The sequence below is a fragment of the Candidatus Vicinibacter proximus genome, from assembly GCA_016713905.1.
Lineage (GTDB): Bacteria > Bacteroidota > Bacteroidia > Chitinophagales > Saprospiraceae > Vicinibacter > Vicinibacter proximus.
This window is the reverse complement of sequence record JADJOE010000003.1, coordinates 2103435-2119937: the sequence shown is the minus strand read 5'-3', so window position 1 is coordinate 2119937 and position 16503 is coordinate 2103435. Positions and strand designations below refer to the sequence as shown.

Sequence of the window (16503 nt, the reverse complement as noted above, 5' to 3'; positions counted from 1 at the left end):
GCTCCACATGACTTTACAGCAATTTTTTGACATGATACAGGCCAATCCAAATTTCAGCCTTTATTTTTTTCTGGGTATTCCCGCAATAGCTTTGGTATTAGGTTGGATTTCCGAACCCGATTCTTATCGAAGTCCCTGGAATTATTTATTTGCTGTATTGGTTTATGCTATCTGCATTCCGGGAATATTTGCAGTGACCCTTAATATTTATTTTTTCTTTTGGGAACGAAGAAGCATTATGGATACTGAAATGATGATTCAGTTTTTTCCCATACTTTCCATGGTGGCAACTATAGCCATCATCCGCAGATTTGTAAATCTGGATGACGTTCCCGGCTTCGATAAACTCACCGGATTTATTCTGATCATCGGAGTCATACTCACTTTGATGTGGGTATTAGATCGTACCCACATTTACGCCATAAGTTTCATGCCTTTTTATATTGTTTTACTGGTGATCGTTGGTGGAATACTGTTGATAAGATACGGACTTAAGCAATTGATTCATTGATCCCCGATACCAGGTTTATTGGTTTGAGTACATTTTAATAATGGAATGCTTCCTTATTGGTAAGATAGGCTGAGTTTGTTTTGCAACTTTCAATCAAATAGAATATGAAAAATTTGAAGAATCTTTTTTGTATGTATCCTGTTATCAAAATACATTTTATTTTTTTGATCGTACTTGCCTTTACTTCAAATTTCATATTGGCTCAGTCCTTGTATGATATGGAGAAAGTTCAGGAGATCAGAATTGTTTTTCCTACATTAGATTGGGATAAAAAGCTAGACTCCTTGCATACCGTGGATCCGGATTTGCGTTTGGTCGCTACCAAAGTAAATCTTAATGGTGTTGAATTTGACAGTGTAGGTATACGATATAAAGGGAACAGTACGTACAATCCGACCAGAGTAAAAAATCCGTTAAATATTAAGCTAGATTTTATCAATGGTGATCAATCCTATGAAGGTGTAAATACCATTAAACTTTCGAACGGATTCATGGATCCCAGCTTTTTAAGAGAGGCTTTAGGATACCAAATAGTGCGACAATATATGCCTGCTTCAAAGGCAAATTTCATGAAAGTTTTTGTAAATGATGTTTACCTCGGATTATACACTAATGTGCAAGATCCTGGTAATGATTTTTTGGAACAACATTTTTACAATTCAGATGGTGTGTATTTTCAATGTGATCGTGTAGAGAAGCAAAAACAATTACCGGGTAATTGTCCAATGGGAGGATCAGGTTCAGCATTAAAATTTATTTCCGATGATTCGACATGCTATCAAAACAATTATGAAATTGAATCTGAAGCAGGGTGGAATGAGTTGGTTAAATTTTTGAAAGGACTTAGCCAAAATCCTGCAGGAATCTCTTCTATACTGGATGTAGATCGTGCATTGTGGATGTTGGCTTTAAATAATTTTTTTGTCAATCTGGACAGCTACAGTGGTTCAGGTCATAATTATTTGATTTACCAGGATGAACATGGTCGTTTTAATCCCATTATGTGGGATTTAAATGAATTCTACGGCGCGTTTACCAATTCCGGTTCAGGACAACTCAATTTGCAACAAATGATCAGCCTTTCTCCATTGCTTCATGTCAACAACGCAGAAAGACCATTGATCTCCAAATTATTGTCCATTCCCTCGTACAAAAAAAGATATCTCGCCCATTTACGTACGATCATGGATGAGGCACGACAAAACAATTATTATCAATCCCATGGGGTTAAACTTCAGGATTTAATCAGGGAAGCAGTGAGTTTGGATAAAAACAAATTTTTTTCGGATGCAGCTTTTAATACAAATCTTCAATCGGATTTTCAGATCAACCCACCATCAGGAAAAATTTATCCGGGACTTATCAGTTTTGCACAAGCCAGATATAATTACCTGAACACAACGCCGGAACTAAGCATGACTGCACCTGTCATTGGTAAAATAAATACACAGCCGGATGTTCCTGACCCACGAAAAATGTTTGTTTTAAGTGTTCAGGTTGAACAAGCAAATAATGTAGTACTTTATTACCGAGACCAGAGGAGATCTCTGTTTTCCGCCATAACGCTTTTTGATGATGGTCAACATGAGGATGGTTCGGCAAATGACGGTGTTTATGCCAACCATTTAGAAGCTCCCAACGCAAATGAAATCCAATATTATATTTTTGCTGAAAACACAAACCTGGCCAGCCTTTCACCAGCGAGAGCGGAATATGAATTTCATACCCTACCGTTAAAGCTGGAAACCATACTGCCAGGTGAAATTCTGATCAATGAATTCATGACATCCAACAAAACCTACCAGTCAGATGAAAGAGGGGATTATGATGACTGGATTGAATTGTATAATAATACAGATCGGTCTATATCCCTGATTGGAAATTTTCTTTCTGATCAACCTGATAATTTAATCAAATGGCCATTTCCGGATACTACCATTCTTCCAAAAAGTTACCTGTGTGTCTGGGCTGATGAGGATGGGATGAGTGCGGGGCTTCATGCTAATTTTAAACTCTCAAAATCCGGAGAACAAATTTATCTGAGCAATTCTACCGGCATCGTAGATTCTATAGTTTATTTAGAACAACAGGATGATTATTCTTTTGGGAGGTGTAGTGCACAATGGAAAATATTTTCCAGGCCAAGTTTTGCTTCTGCGAATGATTGCACCACCGGCCTAAATGAGCCAAATGATCAAGCATCAGAAATGGTGGTTTACCCAAATCCCACCAAAGAATATATAAATCTTCTCCTTCCTGATGCATCTAAGAGAGAAGACTTTCTTAACCTCTACAATTTTTCCGGTCAATCCGTTGAATTAAACTTTATCCCATCTAACCAACTGGAGAAATTAATCATGGTCAAATTGCCGGAATTGAATCCAGGTCTTTATTTGCTCAGGTATCATTCCGGCGACAGAATTTATCTTGCAAAGGTATTTGTACAAGATTAGACTTGAATTCAAATACGTTAAATTACTGACCTTCCTTATGCCTTGTGGGTTTAGAAACGAAGGATACCTATAAAAAGACCATATACAAGACAGATTGTTTGTAATTTAACGGACTCTGCTTATCTTGTCAGAGGTTATTGTAGAAACTAATGAACCTCTTGGTAAAAAAAACGATCTTTTATACTTGTTGCCTTTGCTTTTTTTTATCCAATTCAGGTCCTGTTTTTGGTGCCAGGTCCATTCGCATACCCTTCCGGTATGTTCAGTCATTTATAATACTTGAAGTTAATCTTGAGGGTATAATTCCACTCAAACTCATCTTTGATACCGGTGCAGAGCACCATCTGCTTTTTGAAAGTAAGTACACGGACATTTTTAAAGATATCTACAGTCGTGAAGTAAAGGTATTGGGATCTGATCTCCAACAAGAAATGAATGCATGGGTCACCAAACCACTTAATTTGTTTATCGAGGGAATGGGAGATGTAAGCCTTCCCTTGCTCGTATTGCAAAAACCTGTAACAGGTGTTTCTGAAATTATCGGAGAAGAAATTCATGGGATTCTGAGCGCAGCGCATTTTAAAAATTACTTCATTGAAATAAATTATTCTTCACACATCATCCTCTTGCATGAAAAATTGAAGGAAGAAAAATTGAAAAAATATGAATCCTGTTCAATGCATTTGTACAGAAATAAGCCTTATATTACTGTAGAGATGAAAACCCAGGAGGACAATACCGCAGTGAAGTTGAATCTTCTGGTGGATACAGGGGCAGGATTGTCACTTTTAATTTATACCGGTCACCAAACCAATGTAACATTACCTGCTCAGTTGGTGCCTGGAAAATTAGGGTCCGGAATAGGTGGGCTGATTAATGGATACGTAGGTAGAACCAAATCATTTGATTTTTGTGCTTTTCAGTTTCCGGAATTGCTCACTTATTTTCAAGAACAAGATACGGAGTTAATGGAACGTGAGAAGGACAGAAAACAAGGAATTATTGGTAACCAGATACTGGAGCGATTTAGGGTAATTTTTGATTACAATCATTCTGTGGTATACTTTAAATCCATTAAAAATTACAATGCACAATTGAGATTCGACAGATCCGGAATTACATGTCTTGCAGGAGGTCCTCTACTTAAAAATTTTTATGTCAGCCATTTGGTGGACAATAGTCCTGCTGCAAACGCAGGAATTAAAGAAGGAGATCTCATCCTAAAGTTGAACAGTACTGGTGCAGATTATCTGAACCTCAATACCATTCAACGCCGCCTATCCAACAAGGAGGGAAAGAGAATTCGATTAAAAGTATTGAGAGAAGGGAAGAAGTTGGAGTTTACGTTTACATTGAAGGATTTATTGTAAATTGAGTTGGTCCGCGTGGCAAATGTTTAGTTCAAGATATTTGCTTACTAATTGGCAGGGTGGGTTTCAGACAGAGTCTTATTTCCCCGTTTTTTATTCTCGGAAGAGTCAGTTGAATATTAGCCTTTGAGACTTATTAGGATTCCTTTGTAAAAAAAAATATTTTTATTTGGAAATGTAATTAGATATTTAGACATTTGTCTAAATGTATTATTAGTATAGCATATTGTAGGTCATGAATGATGTTTTTAAAGCCTTGAATGATCCAACCAGGAGGGATATCCTAAAGCTTTTACGGAAAAAGGATATGACTTCAGGTGATATTGCTGCAAAGTTCGACATGACCGCACCAAGCATTTCTCATCATCTGGATAAGTTAAAGAGGGCAGGTTTGGTGACAACCGTAAAACAAGGACAATATGTGTTTTATTCCATTAATACTACCATGGTGGACGATCTTTTAAATTATATCCTTTCACTAAAAAAATAGATTTATGAATAAGTTGAGCAAAGAATTGTTACTGATATTTATTGCGCTGCTGCCCTATGTTTACCTTGCCTTTATTTGGGAGCAGTTGCCTGAGACAGTGGCCACGCACTTCAATATAGAAGGCAAGGCCGACGGTTGGTCCTCCAAGAATACACTACTTTATTTGCCTGCCATACTTGGTCTTGGCATTTATTTTTTGATGCTGGTTATTCCTTCTATAGATCCCAAGAAAAAGCTACAGGAAATGGGCGATAATTTTTTTAACATCCGATTGTTGATTACATCATTTATCTCTGCAATTACCTGGGTAATTTTAAATTCCTCAAAAGAAGGCGGGATGGAACATTCAAATCTTCTTCTTGTAATCATAGGCGCCATGTTCGCCGGATTGGGTAATTACTTGCAGACGGTGAGGCCAAATTATTTTGTAGGAATTCGCACCCCATGGACACTGGAAAGTGAGACTGTTTGGAAACAAACTCATCGTTTAGCCAGTAAAGTCTGGATGATTGGTGGGATAATTATTGTTTTGGTTAGTTTGCTTTTGCACAATAATAAAATTGTTTTTATAATTTTCTTTATCATCATAACTATCCTGGTGATTGTACCGGTGGTTTATTCTTATCTTATGTTGAAAAAAGAGAGGGTAAGCATAAATTCCAGTCAGGAGGAATAGTATAAATCAAAATAAGCCTTGCCCTGGTAAACAGAATCTTTGCAATGGGCAATAAGAATTTCCATGTACTTTTGTGAAATTCGATTTTTTTGAAAAACATTTTTCTTGTAACTCCACCATTTACCCAACTGAACACGCCATATCCGGCAACAGCCTATCTGAAGGGTTTTTTGAATACCAAAAGCATTTCCTCCTACCAGATGGATCTTGGGATAGAGGTGATTTTGGATATCTTTTCAAAAAATGGTCTGACCAATTTGAAACCTGCACAATCTTCGTCAGCATGGTCCGGGAATGCACAAAGAATATATGTGCTGTGGGAAGAATATGTAAAAACCATAGACTCTGCTATAGAATTTCTTCAGGGTAAGAATCCAACACTAGCCCAACTGATTGCTCAAGGCAATTTTCTCCCGGAAGCTTCAAAATTTGACCAGTTGGTAGATTTAGAGTGGGGTTTTGGCCATATGGGTATTCAGGATAAAGCAAAACATTTTGCCACATTATATCTTGAGGATCTTGCAGATTTTATCAGAGAATGTGTCGATGAACATTTTGGTTTCAGCCGTTATGCAGAACGACTCGGTAGATCCGCTAATTCCTTTGATGAATTGCACCAGAGTTTACAATCCAGTCATAGCTATATAGACAAGATCAGTCTTCGAATTTTGGCAGATCGGCTGGAGGAAATGAATCCTCAGCTACTTTGTTTTTCCGTTCCTTTTCCTGGTAATCTATATTCAGCATTTCGCTGTGCACAATTTGTTAAGAAGCAATTTCCGCACATTAAAATCTGTATGGGTGGAGGATTTGCAAATACAGAATTGAGAGAATTATCAGATGTTAGGGTTTTTGATTTTTTTGATTTTATTTGTCTGGACGATGGCGAGTTACCCTTAGAAAGTTTATACCGATATATCAGTGGCGCATTGAGTAAACAAAATCTTAAGCGAACTTTTTTAAAAGAAGAAGGAAAAGTAATATACATCAACCATCCTGAATGCAAAGATTATCACCAAAGTGAACTTGGAACCCCCGATTACAGTGACTTACTCCTTAATCGATACATATCTGTTATTGAGATTGCTAATCCTATGCACAGTCTCTGGAGCGATGGTAGGTGGAATAAACTTACCATGGCACATGGATGTTACTGGGGTAAGTGTACTTTCTGTGACATCTCTTTAGATTATATCAAACTTTACGAACCCATCGCCGCCAAATTATTAGTGGATCGAATGGAAGAGTTGATAGTAGCTACAGGTACAAGAGGATTTCATTTTGTAGATGAAGCCGCACCGCCGGCACTGATGCGGGAGCTTGCCCTGGAAATTTTACGAAGAGATTTGGTTGTGAGTTGGTGGACCAACATCAGATTTGAAAAAAGCTTTACGGCTGATTTGTGTATGTTATTAAGTGCATCAGGTTGCATGGCTGTTTCGGGTGGATTGGAGGTCGCCTCAGATCGTCTGCTGGCGCTGATCCAAAAAGGTGTAACTGTTACACAAGTTGCAAGGGTAGCCAGAAATCTGACCGAAGCAGGAATCATGGTCCATGCTTATCTCATGTATGGTTTTCCCACACAGACCGTTCAGGAAACCGTGGATAGTCTTGAAATGGTACGCCAACTATTTCGGTCAGAAGTCATCCGCTCAGGCTTTTGGCACCAGTTTGCCCTAACTGCACATAGTCCGGTAGGCATGAATCCGGACGAATATGGTTTGGTTGCGGAGAAACAAGAAATTACTTTTGCCAACAACGATATTCAGTTTAAGGATAAAACCAAAATTGATCATGATAAATTCAGCTTTGGACTTAAAAAATCTCTATACAATTACATGCATGGAGTTGGCATGGAATATCCATTACAGGAATGGTTTGATTTTAAAATTCCGCGAACCACCATTGATGATAAATTTATTGTAGAAAATTTATTTGAAGATGATCCGGTTGTTATAAAGCCTCATTCAAAATGGGTTTGGCTGGGGACAACGCCTGAAGTTAAGACTCTACAAAAAAGATTAAAGGGAAATAAATCAGAATTGAGTGTGTTAGAATTTCACAGTAAGCACCTTTCACTTAATTTAGTATTGACCCCTTCAGAGAAAGATTGCTTGATAAATGCCCTGGATTTTATTTCATTAAAAAAGTCAACTGAATTAAAAACATATTCCATTTTAAAAGCCCACATCAATGATCAGTTTTCCGATTTTGATTTATTTTGGTTCAATGACAAAATTCAACAACTGAAAGAATTTGGTCTGTTGAATTTTTAGAAATTTAAAATTTTGCGATAGAAAGATAGTTACATTATTTTTTTAAAAAGGCATTTCACACCAATAGAGAAAGTACCATTTTATGAGTGAGCATATAATTTTGAGATTAATTTAAGATAGATTAGTATTCATAAATTATAAATCATATTCATTGTTAGGACTAAAAGGGATAACCAACTTCAATAAGAAGCGATCTTTTAAGAAAGGGGAATGATTTAATAAATGTCTAGAATTTTCGTGATCAGTTTTAACCCATGTTTGGTGTAGCTTGCATATACTTTGCGGTGTATCCATGGCTTTATAATAAAATACAACGATAATTACAAATGGCAAAAAATATTTCAAAGTTAAATTATAAATTGAATCTGCCAAGATGTAGTTGAGAAATAGAAAAAATCGTATTACAATTTCATTTTATCCTTAATTCTTTCTATCATTATGAACACTGCAGGACAGACAGCAATATTCTTATAGGTGAGATCAAGAATTTGAATCATATTCTTTCTGTCAGTGTGTGGATACTCCCGACACGCTTTAGGTCGGAAATCATAAATTCTGCAAGTATTGTCTTGTTCCAAAAAAGGACAAGGAGATGAAAGAAAAACGTAATCCTGATCTTCATCCATTACAATATACTTGTCCATCAATTCTGATGGCCTCATTTGTAATGCATGTGCCATTCTTTCAATATCTATAGGATAAAGTCTTGGACTTGTTGTTTTACAACAGTTGGCACACTCGAGACAATTGAATTCTGTGAATACTTCCTGATGTGCTTGGTGAAAATTTTGGTCAAGTACTTTTGTGTTAGTACCTTTTAACTTTTTAATGACTTGCTGATGTTGCTTCTTTTTGCTTTTGACCAGTTCTAGGAATTTATTAATATTCAACAGTTGGTATTTTTGGTAAAATTAATCATTCACCTAATTAATCTTATCACGGATATCCAAATTTAGTTGAAAAATAAAATATGGTTAACTTGATGGACTGTGGGTCATTACTTTGATGATAATCAAAGACCGTTCATTCATGGGAACGTTTGTTTTTATAGATCTTTTGCCTTTAATATCGAAACCATAATGCATATTATGGGTTGAATAGAAAATCACCATTAGAAGATTTTTATGAAAAAGTTCATGTTTAGCAGCCTAATCTGATCTGTCTAATTTTTTGAATATGTCCATTTTTGGTCAAGACATGTGGAGAGATTTGTGTAGTATTTTAGAGCTGGACTCCGTTATCACTTACATTTCGTTGGTACTGGCTTCAAGCATTTGCTGCTCATGATTTAGGTAGGTTTTCGCATTATTTTGCATGGCAATATAAATCATTTAAGGCTATGGAACTTTTGGTTTATTGCAATCTACCTTCAATAATTTCCTGCACAACCCCCGGATCCAATAATGTAGAAGTATCACCCAGTTGTTCGAGTTCTCCTTCCGCAATTTTTCTTAGAATTCTCCGCATGATTTTACCGCTTCTGGTTTTGGGAAGTGCGGGAACGAATTGTATTTTATCAGGTCGTGCAATGGCACCTATGATGCGGTTAACTGTTTGTAAAATATCCTGGCGCGTGTGTTCTTCATTTTCAAAATGTCCATTGTAACAAATAAAAGCATAAATACCCTGACCCTTGATGTCATGAGGATAAGCAACCACGGCACTCTCTACAACCCCGAGATGCATGTTGAGTGCATTTTCTATTTCAGCGGTGCCGAGACGGTGCCCACTGACGTTCAATACATCATCGACACGTCCGGTTATCCGGTAATTTCCTAGAGCGTCCCGCAAACAACCATCACCTGTAAAATAAAAATCTTTGAAGGTGGAAAAATAATTTAACCTGCAACGTTCATGATCTCCGTAAGTAGTGCGAAGCATACCCGGCCATGGAAATTTAATGCATAGATTTCCGCTTACTTCGTTTCCGTGAATTTCGTTTCCTTGTTCGTCCACTAAGATCGGTTGGACACCGGGAAGAGGTAGTGTTGCAAAAGAAGGTTTTGCAGGGGTAATTTCCGCAAGATTTGAGATCATAATGCCACCCGTCTCTGTTTGCCACCAGGTGTCTACTATCGGGCAGCGACCTTTGCCCACCTGCTGATCATACCAATGCCAAGCTTCTTCATTTATTGGCTCACCAACTGTGCCAAGCACTCTGAGAGAATCCAGTGACTTTCCTTCAAAAGGAGCTGCACCAAATCCCATCAGACTTCGGATGGCTGTGGGTGCAGTATACAAGATGTTTACTTTATGCTTGTCGATAATGTCCCAAAATCTTCCGGCATCAGGCCAGGTAGGGACTCCTTCAAACATTAGGGTAGTAGCTCCGGCACTCAATGGACCATACACGATATAGCTGTGTCCGGTAATCCACCCAATATCTGCTGTACAAAAATGAACTTCTCCGGGTTTGTACTGGAAAACATTGATGAATGTGTAATAAGCCCAGACCATATATCCTCCGCAGGCATGCACGACCCCTTTGGGTTTGCCGGTAGAACCTGAAGTGTATAATATGAATAACTCTTCATTGGCATCCATTACTTCTGCCGGACAATCAGGATTGCCTTGTGTTTCAACTTTTTTAATTTCGTCTTCCCACCAAACATCGCGTCCTTTGATCATGCTCACCGGAGTGCGGGTTCTGGTACATACGATTACTTTTTTTACGGTATGATTTCCAATCAAGGCATCGTCTATGATGGATTTTAACGGAATGTCTTTACTTCCGCGGTAAGCCCCATCACAAGTAATGATACAAGTGGCGCCAGCGTCCTCCAGGCGATCGGAAATGCTTTGAGCGCTGAAACCACCAAATATAACTGAGTGGATGGCACCGATTCGTGCACAAGCCAAAATTGCAATGGCCAGTTCGGGGATCATTCCCATGTACACACAGACGCGGTCTCCTTTGGTGATGCCATTGTTTTTTAATACATTGCTGAATTGTACGACCTTTAGGTGAAGATCGCGATAAGTGAGGACGCGATAATGTTCTTCAGGGTCATTGGCTTCCCAAATGATGGCCGGTTTGTTACCCAAATTGCTGAGGTGGCGGTCGAGACAGTTTTCGGTAATATTAAGCCGTGCGCCATTAAACCAATTTATTTTTGGTTCGGTGAAATTCCATTCCAGAATAGAGTCCCAGCTTTTGCGCCAATGAAAATGTGCTGCAACGTCAGCCCAATAACCTTCCGGATCGGAGACACTTTTTTGATAGGCTGATTTGTATTCTTCGAGACTCTTGATTTGGGATGGATATGACATCATTCGTTTTTATATCGTAAAACTAAAAATTTCTTCAAGAATGCAGTGTGTTTTGCATCCGTTGGTGATTTTGAAAATCCCCATAGTCCACTTGCATAAAGGTTCTAAAGTTATTTATTTTGGCACTTAAGCCATTTAATGCAAATAAGATATTTTATTATTGCACTTAAGTCGTTTTGTGCAAATATGGAATTTTGTATTTGCTCATCATACCAATTGGACATTACCCTATTATAAAGATGACTTCATTCCTAATCACAACTTTCAATATTTCTCTAATTTGGTTTCTGAGTAGGTGATTGTACGGTCTGCAATTGGAAGGAAAATAGGCGATTTCAGTTTGTTCTGGATTAAAAGATGGAATGAATAGGTAATTACCCTTTTACATCCGGTTTTTTTTTTGGCAGAATCTCCATTGGTATTAAGAAGTGAACTTCTTAATACCAATGGAGATTGTTTTTAAAAATAATAAATCTTGAATAGCTAATTGCATGAATAGCTAAAAAAATCTTTCTTGCACAAATTAAAAAACAAATCCCAATCTGGCAAACATCCTCATCCCATTACCACCCATTTGCACTGCATCCCATGGGCCTCCGGTTTCGTTGTTGAATGCCCACCATTTGGCTCCATTTACTGCACCCAGATCAGGATGTACATTCAGCAGGTTATCGACGCCCAGGTTGACATTCAGATTTTTCGTGATTTGGTAAGAAGCATAAATGTCGTTTACCCATTTTGCATTATACAGATATTCATCGGGTAGATAAGCGGTGTTGTCGTCATTTGGAACTTGTGGCGCAATACCCAATCCATCTTCGCCATATCCAAGAATTTTTATTTTTCCAAAATAGGTTAGTCTTGTTCCGATGCCAAATTTTTTATAACCGTACTCCAGATTAAATCCTAATTTAACCGGTGGAGCAGAAGCTAAAATGAATGCCTGCTCTCTGTCGCTCAGAAATTGTTTTCTGTGAGATTCTGTATCGTTGAGTTTTTCTGGTACATTAATTTTATCTATGGTCATTTCCTGAATATTACCCATGGCCAGTAAACGCACTCTGTTTTTACCGAATTTGCGGTTGTAATCAAAGACCAAATCAATTCCTTTATTGGTCGTATTTACAGCATTGGCAAAAAACTGTGCAAGCCCAACACGTAATCTATTTAGCTCAGCAGTAAAGACGGGATCTAAGGTATTGTCAGAGGCATCAAATTGTCCGGACAATACTACGCGATCCTTAATATTAACCCAGTATAAATCACAACTTATACTCAATTCATCCATTGCTTTCCATGCAAAACCCAAACTTGCGTTCAGTGATTCTTCCTGCTTGAGTTCAGGAATACCTGCAGCTTTTGTAATGCTGTTGTCGTTTGGTGCAATTTTCACTTCTGAGATATTTCCTCCCTGCACGGTCGTAAAAGTGGAAGAAAAATTTATTTGCTGAAGGGAAGGAGCGCGGAATCCAGTAGATAAGGAACCACGTACATTCAATTTTTTATGGATCAGATATCTGGATGCCAATTTGTAATTGTGGGTAAATCCAAAGTCATTGTAATTCTCCAGTCTCACTGCAGCACTCACCAAAAAATCTTTGGTGATGTCTAACTCTGCATCTGCATAAGCAGCTGCTGCGATGCGCTGTGCATTTACTTCATCAGAAGGTTGATAACCCGGAAATCCCTGAGATCCACCTGCTACAAATACGGTGTCGCCACCTCCGGTAACCACAGTTTTATTGGGATCGTAATTTTTATAAGAAGCTTCTTCTCCAGCGTATAATTCGTATTGTTCCAATCTAAGTTCAGCCCCCGCTGCAAATCCGATTCCTTCCAAAAATCCTGTAAATTCTCTATTGAAATTTAAATTGGTTGTATTCTGTAAAAATTTAAATCCGCCATCGTCGAAATGATTTTTTTGAACATCACTCAATGAAGCGTTCACTGTTTTTTCACCATAGAAATGAAAATTATTTTGTCCGGTAACATTGCTCAAATCCCAATTCCAACCCTCAGGATTTTCTTTGCGAATGCCAATTGCTGCCGAAAAATCATTAACGTTTGTAGCAATGATTGGATTAAAGTAAGAATCTGCATCCGCAGTGGTGGTGCCTCCGGATTTTTTTATGATTCCCGGAATGTCTACCAGCTGTCCGGAAGCTGTTGTAATAAAACGATTCGGTTTGCCTGAAAAATTCCTGCTGAATGCGTATGCCTCTGAAGCTTTATTATTGTAACCACCAAATGCATAAAGTTTCAAGTCTTCATTTAACGGAAGTTCTGCATTCAAAAACGCACCTGCTGAATTCAGAGAACCATCTCCATGTGCTCGTCTTACCACATTAACCGGTAATCCATATTCAGCAGAAAAATCCTGATCTAAGGATTGACGATAGGTTTTTCCGAGGGATAAATAATTTAAAGTAAAGTTGGCAAAACCACCCTGCTTGCCTAATTTGACCCCATAATTCAAATCTGCAGAAATGCTGTTTCCATCTAATTTGTTTTCGTACACGTATTGGTTGAGATCGGGTTCAAAGGCAGGGTTGAATTTTTTATCATAGTAACCGGAGTATGCAATATTTGCAGTAAGTTCTCCTGTAGTTTTTTTAAGGATAAGATTCATCACACCTGCGATGGCGTCAGAACCATATTGTGCGGATGCACCATCACGGAGAATTTCTACACGATCCATTGCCGCTAAGGGAAATGCATTCAAATCTGTACCTGAATTTCCTCTGCCTCTTGTTCCAAAGACAGAGACAAACGCAGTCTGGTGTCTTCGTTTGCCATTGACCAGTACGAGTGATTGGTCAGGTCCAAGTCCTCTCAATGTGGCCAAATCGATATGATCTGCTCCGTCTGATCCTGATTGTTTGTTGTAATTGATAGAAGGCGCAGCATAATTCAACATAGAAGTCAGATCCATACGTGCAGTAGTCTGAATGGATTGTTTGACATTCACTACATCAATCGGTGTAGTGGACTCCATAAGAATTCTTCCTGGTCTTCGGGATCCTACAACAACCACCTGATCCAGTTCTGAATTGGTAGGCATGAGGCTGATGTCGATGTCATTTCTTCCTGCAATATCCACAATTTGACTTGCGTAACTCAGATAGGTAAATTCAAGTTTTCCATTGGCTGGTGCAGCAATGGTGTACATTCCATCCGGGTCAGTCACTGTCCCTTTGGTGGTTGACCAAATCACTACATTGACTCCTGGTAAGGGTTCTCCATTGATTTTATCGGTCACTTTACCGCGAATCACATTCGTTTGTGCAATACTTTGAAAACCTGAGCAAAAAGCAAACAGGAGTAAAATCAGACTTAAATTTTTCACGTGTAGATGGTTTTAGATGGTTTGATTTACGAAACTAAAAATAATAATTGATTTACTTTTAATTTCCTGAAATAAAATTTGGATAAGCAAACGGGAATTAGTTTCGTTGAATGGATTTTAATTGGCCAGAAAAAGAAATTTATTCTACCCAATCCATAGATTTTCCATAATCTTCTTTAATCCATAAAAGCAATATCATAGGAATAATGGTACAGAGAATGCCCATCACCACTCCTGCAGTAATGAGATCGGATTGTGATTTTATGTACAGAAATATTGGAGCAACGAAGACAGGCAACAATCCCCGGATAAAATTTGGTGCAGAAATAGTTGCGGTTGCACGCAAATTTGTGCCAAATCGTTCGGAAACAAATGTAACCAACAAGGAAAGGTATCCTATGCCAATGCCCATGATGGCACAATGCCAGTAATAAGCCAGCGGGGTTTGCCCTGGAAACAAGAGAAAAACCAAAATGCCAGCTAAACTAATCCATAGAAAAATGGCCAGAGCCTTCTTTCTGCTTTTCAATAATTGACTTAGAAAGGTGCATAGAATATCGCCAAGAGAAATAAAGGTATAACTGATCATAATCGCGAACCCGGTTTCAGGAATCTCATTCATTCCAAAAGCCCTTGCAAATTCTGGCGTTGCAGTAACCAAAATGCCAATGACAAAAAATATCGGCAAGCCTAATAAAATTAACTTCAGATAACGCAGCAACAAATCTTTCCGGGTAATCAACTGTAGAAAATTCCCATGGCTAATGTTTAGATCCTGACTTTTTTCAAATATTGTGCTTTCCCTGGAGCCTATCCTTAGTAAAAGCAAGGCAAAGCCCATCATTCCGCCGAGTTTGTACGCAAACCGCCAATCGTAATATTGACCAATGTATGCGGCAAAGACAGCACCCAATAGACCAATGGCTGTGATCAGCAAGGTCCCATAAGCTCTTCTGTCGGGCTTCATGAGTTCGCACACCAGGGTGATTCCGGCGCCTAATTCTCCGGCAAGTCCAAAACCTGCTACCAAACGAAGTATTTTGTAGGTTCCTACATCGGTGACATATGCATTCAGGAAATTGGCCAAAGAATAAATCAGGATGGAACCAAACAAAACGGAGCGCCTACCTTTCTTGTCGCCCAAAATACCCCAGACGACACCACCGGCCATCATCCCGATAAGCATCCAATTCAGTAAGCTGAGTCCTGATTCCAGCAGAGCTTCTTCCGGTATACCCAATTCGCGAAGGCTCTTACTACGCACTACGCTAAACAGTAAGAGATCGTATACATCGACAAAGTATCCCAGGGTGGACACCAACAGTGAATTTATTAAAGCTTTGTCAGAGGCAGAGAAGGACATGTCTTAAACAAGTTTTGAACCTGCAAATTAGCTTTAAATTTATGAATAGAAAGGCCTGAGGTTTAGTTTCTGGCAGTCCTGGTTCAGAAAACATTTTTTAGGAAGTATGCAATAATATAATTCCGATTACGTTTAAGGGAAAATTTTTATCATGAAAAAGATTCTCTATATTTTTTTACCGGTTTTGGCCAGTCTTTTCTGTGGATCAAGTTACCTTGCTGCCCAAAATCAAAAAGCTTCTAAAAAAATGACTACCAATCCAAAAGTATTTTTTGACATTACCATCAACGATCAGCCTGCAGGGCGAATTGTTTTTGAACTTTACGCAGACGTTGCGCCCATCACTGCTGAAAATTTCAGGGCGTTGTGCACCGGAGAAAAAGGTTTCGGCTTCCAGGGAAGCGGATTCCACCGTATCATTCCACAATTTATGTGTCAGGGAGGTGATTTTACCAATCACAACGGCACCGGAGGAAAATCCATTTATGGTGAAAAATTCAATGATGAGAATTTTATCATCAAGCACACAGAACCCGGATTACTATCTATGGCCAATGCTGGTCCGAACACTAATGGTTCGCAGTTTTTTATTACTACAGTACCTTGCCCTTGGTTAGATGGAAGACATGTGGTGTTTGGTAAAGTGGTTGAAGGAATGGACGTGGTGAGTAAAATGGAGGCTGTGGGATCACGCAGTGGAGCAACTTCCGTAAAAGTAAAAATCTCTGAAAGCGGAGAAGTGAAATAA

Annotated in this window: 11 protein-coding genes; 7 read left to right on the top strand and 4 right to left on the bottom strand. The window is 38.5% G+C overall.

Annotated elements, in window-relative coordinates; translation table 11 throughout:
- The first annotated feature begins 7 nt into the window (after positions 1–7).
- The 6 genes from IPJ83_17040 (at position 8) to IPJ83_17015 (ending at position 7776) form a co-directional block, all read left to right on the top strand.
- On the top strand, positions 8–511 hold the full coding sequence (locus IPJ83_17040; GenBank protein ID MBK7882241.1) for a hypothetical protein: 504 nt from the start codon (positions 8–10) through the stop codon (positions 509–511).
- 104 nt (positions 512–615) lie between these two features.
- Positions 616–2964 (top strand): CotH kinase family protein, encoded by a 2349-nt coding sequence (locus tag IPJ83_17035; GenBank protein MBK7882240.1) that lies wholly within the window; start codon positions 616–618, stop codon positions 2962–2964.
- Positions 2965–3113: 149 nt separating this feature from the next.
- Positions 3114–4334, top strand: a complete 1221-nt coding sequence (locus IPJ83_17030) for a PDZ domain-containing protein (GenBank protein MBK7882239.1) — start codon at positions 3114–3116, stop codon at positions 4332–4334.
- A 235-nt stretch (positions 4335–4569) separates the two neighbouring features.
- On the top strand, positions 4570–4824 hold the full coding sequence (locus tag IPJ83_17025) for a winged helix-turn-helix transcriptional regulator (GenBank protein ID MBK7882238.1): 255 nt from the start codon (positions 4570–4572) through the stop codon (positions 4822–4824).
- 4 nt (positions 4825–4828) lie between these two features.
- Positions 4829–5500, top strand: a complete 672-nt coding sequence (locus IPJ83_17020; protein ID MBK7882237.1) for an SdpI family protein — start codon at positions 4829–4831, stop codon at positions 5498–5500.
- 89 nt (positions 5501–5589) lie between these two features.
- Complete coding sequence (locus tag IPJ83_17015) at positions 5590–7776, top strand: radical SAM protein (protein ID MBK7882236.1); 2187 nt, start codon at positions 5590–5592, stop codon at positions 7774–7776.
- A 401-nt stretch (positions 7777–8177) separates the two neighbouring features.
- Here the strand turns inward: IPJ83_17015 and IPJ83_17010 are convergent, their stop codons facing one another.
- The 4 genes from IPJ83_17010 to IPJ83_16995 form a co-directional block, all read right to left on the bottom strand.
- Positions 8178–8666, bottom strand: coding sequence for a YkgJ family cysteine cluster protein (locus tag IPJ83_17010; protein MBK7882235.1), 489 nt, complete (start codon positions 8664–8666; stop codon positions 8178–8180).
- A gap of 463 nt (positions 8667–9129) precedes the next feature.
- On the bottom strand, positions 9130–11046 hold the full coding sequence (gene acs, locus IPJ83_17005; GenBank protein MBK7882234.1) for an acetate--CoA ligase: 1917 nt from the start codon (positions 11044–11046) through the stop codon (positions 9130–9132).
- A 523-nt stretch (positions 11047–11569) separates the two neighbouring features.
- A complete protein-coding gene (locus tag IPJ83_17000) occupies positions 11570–14392 on the bottom strand; it encodes a TonB-dependent receptor (protein ID MBK7882233.1) in 2823 nt (940 codons plus the stop codon).
- Between the two features lie 139 nt (positions 14393–14531).
- Positions 14532–15755, bottom strand: coding sequence for an MFS transporter (locus IPJ83_16995; protein ID MBK7882232.1), 1224 nt, complete (start codon positions 15753–15755; stop codon positions 14532–14534).
- A gap of 247 nt (positions 15756–16002) precedes the next feature.
- Here IPJ83_16995 and IPJ83_16990 point away from each other — a divergent pair, with 247 nt between their 5' ends.
- Positions 16003–16503 carry a peptidylprolyl isomerase gene (locus tag IPJ83_16990; protein MBK7882231.1) on the top strand — a complete coding sequence of 167 codons (501 nt, stop codon included), beginning with the start codon at positions 16003–16005 and terminating at the stop codon, positions 16501–16503.

What these genes read in the sequence shown, in the direction of transcription:
- IPJ83_17040 (MBK7882241.1), top strand. Translation starts at nt 8, where the DNA reads ATGACTTTACAGCAATTTTTTGACATGATACAGGCCAATCCAAATTTC.
- IPJ83_17035 (MBK7882240.1), top strand. Translation starts at nt 616, where the DNA reads ATGAAAAATTTGAAGAATCTTTTTTGTATGTATCCTGTTATCAAAATA.
- IPJ83_17030 (MBK7882239.1), top strand. Translation starts at nt 3,114, where the DNA reads ATGAACCTCTTGGTAAAAAAAACGATCTTTTATACTTGTTGCCTTTGC.
- IPJ83_17025 (MBK7882238.1), top strand. Translation starts at nt 4,570, where the DNA reads ATGAATGATGTTTTTAAAGCCTTGAATGATCCAACCAGGAGGGATATC.
- IPJ83_17020 (MBK7882237.1), top strand. Translation starts at nt 4,829, where the DNA reads ATGAATAAGTTGAGCAAAGAATTGTTACTGATATTTATTGCGCTGCTG.
- acs (MBK7882234.1), bottom strand. Translation starts at nt 11,046, where the DNA reads ATGTCATATCCATCCCAAATCAAGAGTCTCGAAGAATACAAATCAGCC.
- IPJ83_16995 (MBK7882232.1), bottom strand. Translation starts at nt 15,755, where the DNA reads ATGTCCTTCTCTGCCTCTGACAAAGCTTTAATAAATTCACTGTTGGTG.
- IPJ83_16990 (MBK7882231.1), top strand. Translation starts at nt 16,003, where the DNA reads ATGACTACCAATCCAAAAGTATTTTTTGACATTACCATCAACGATCAG.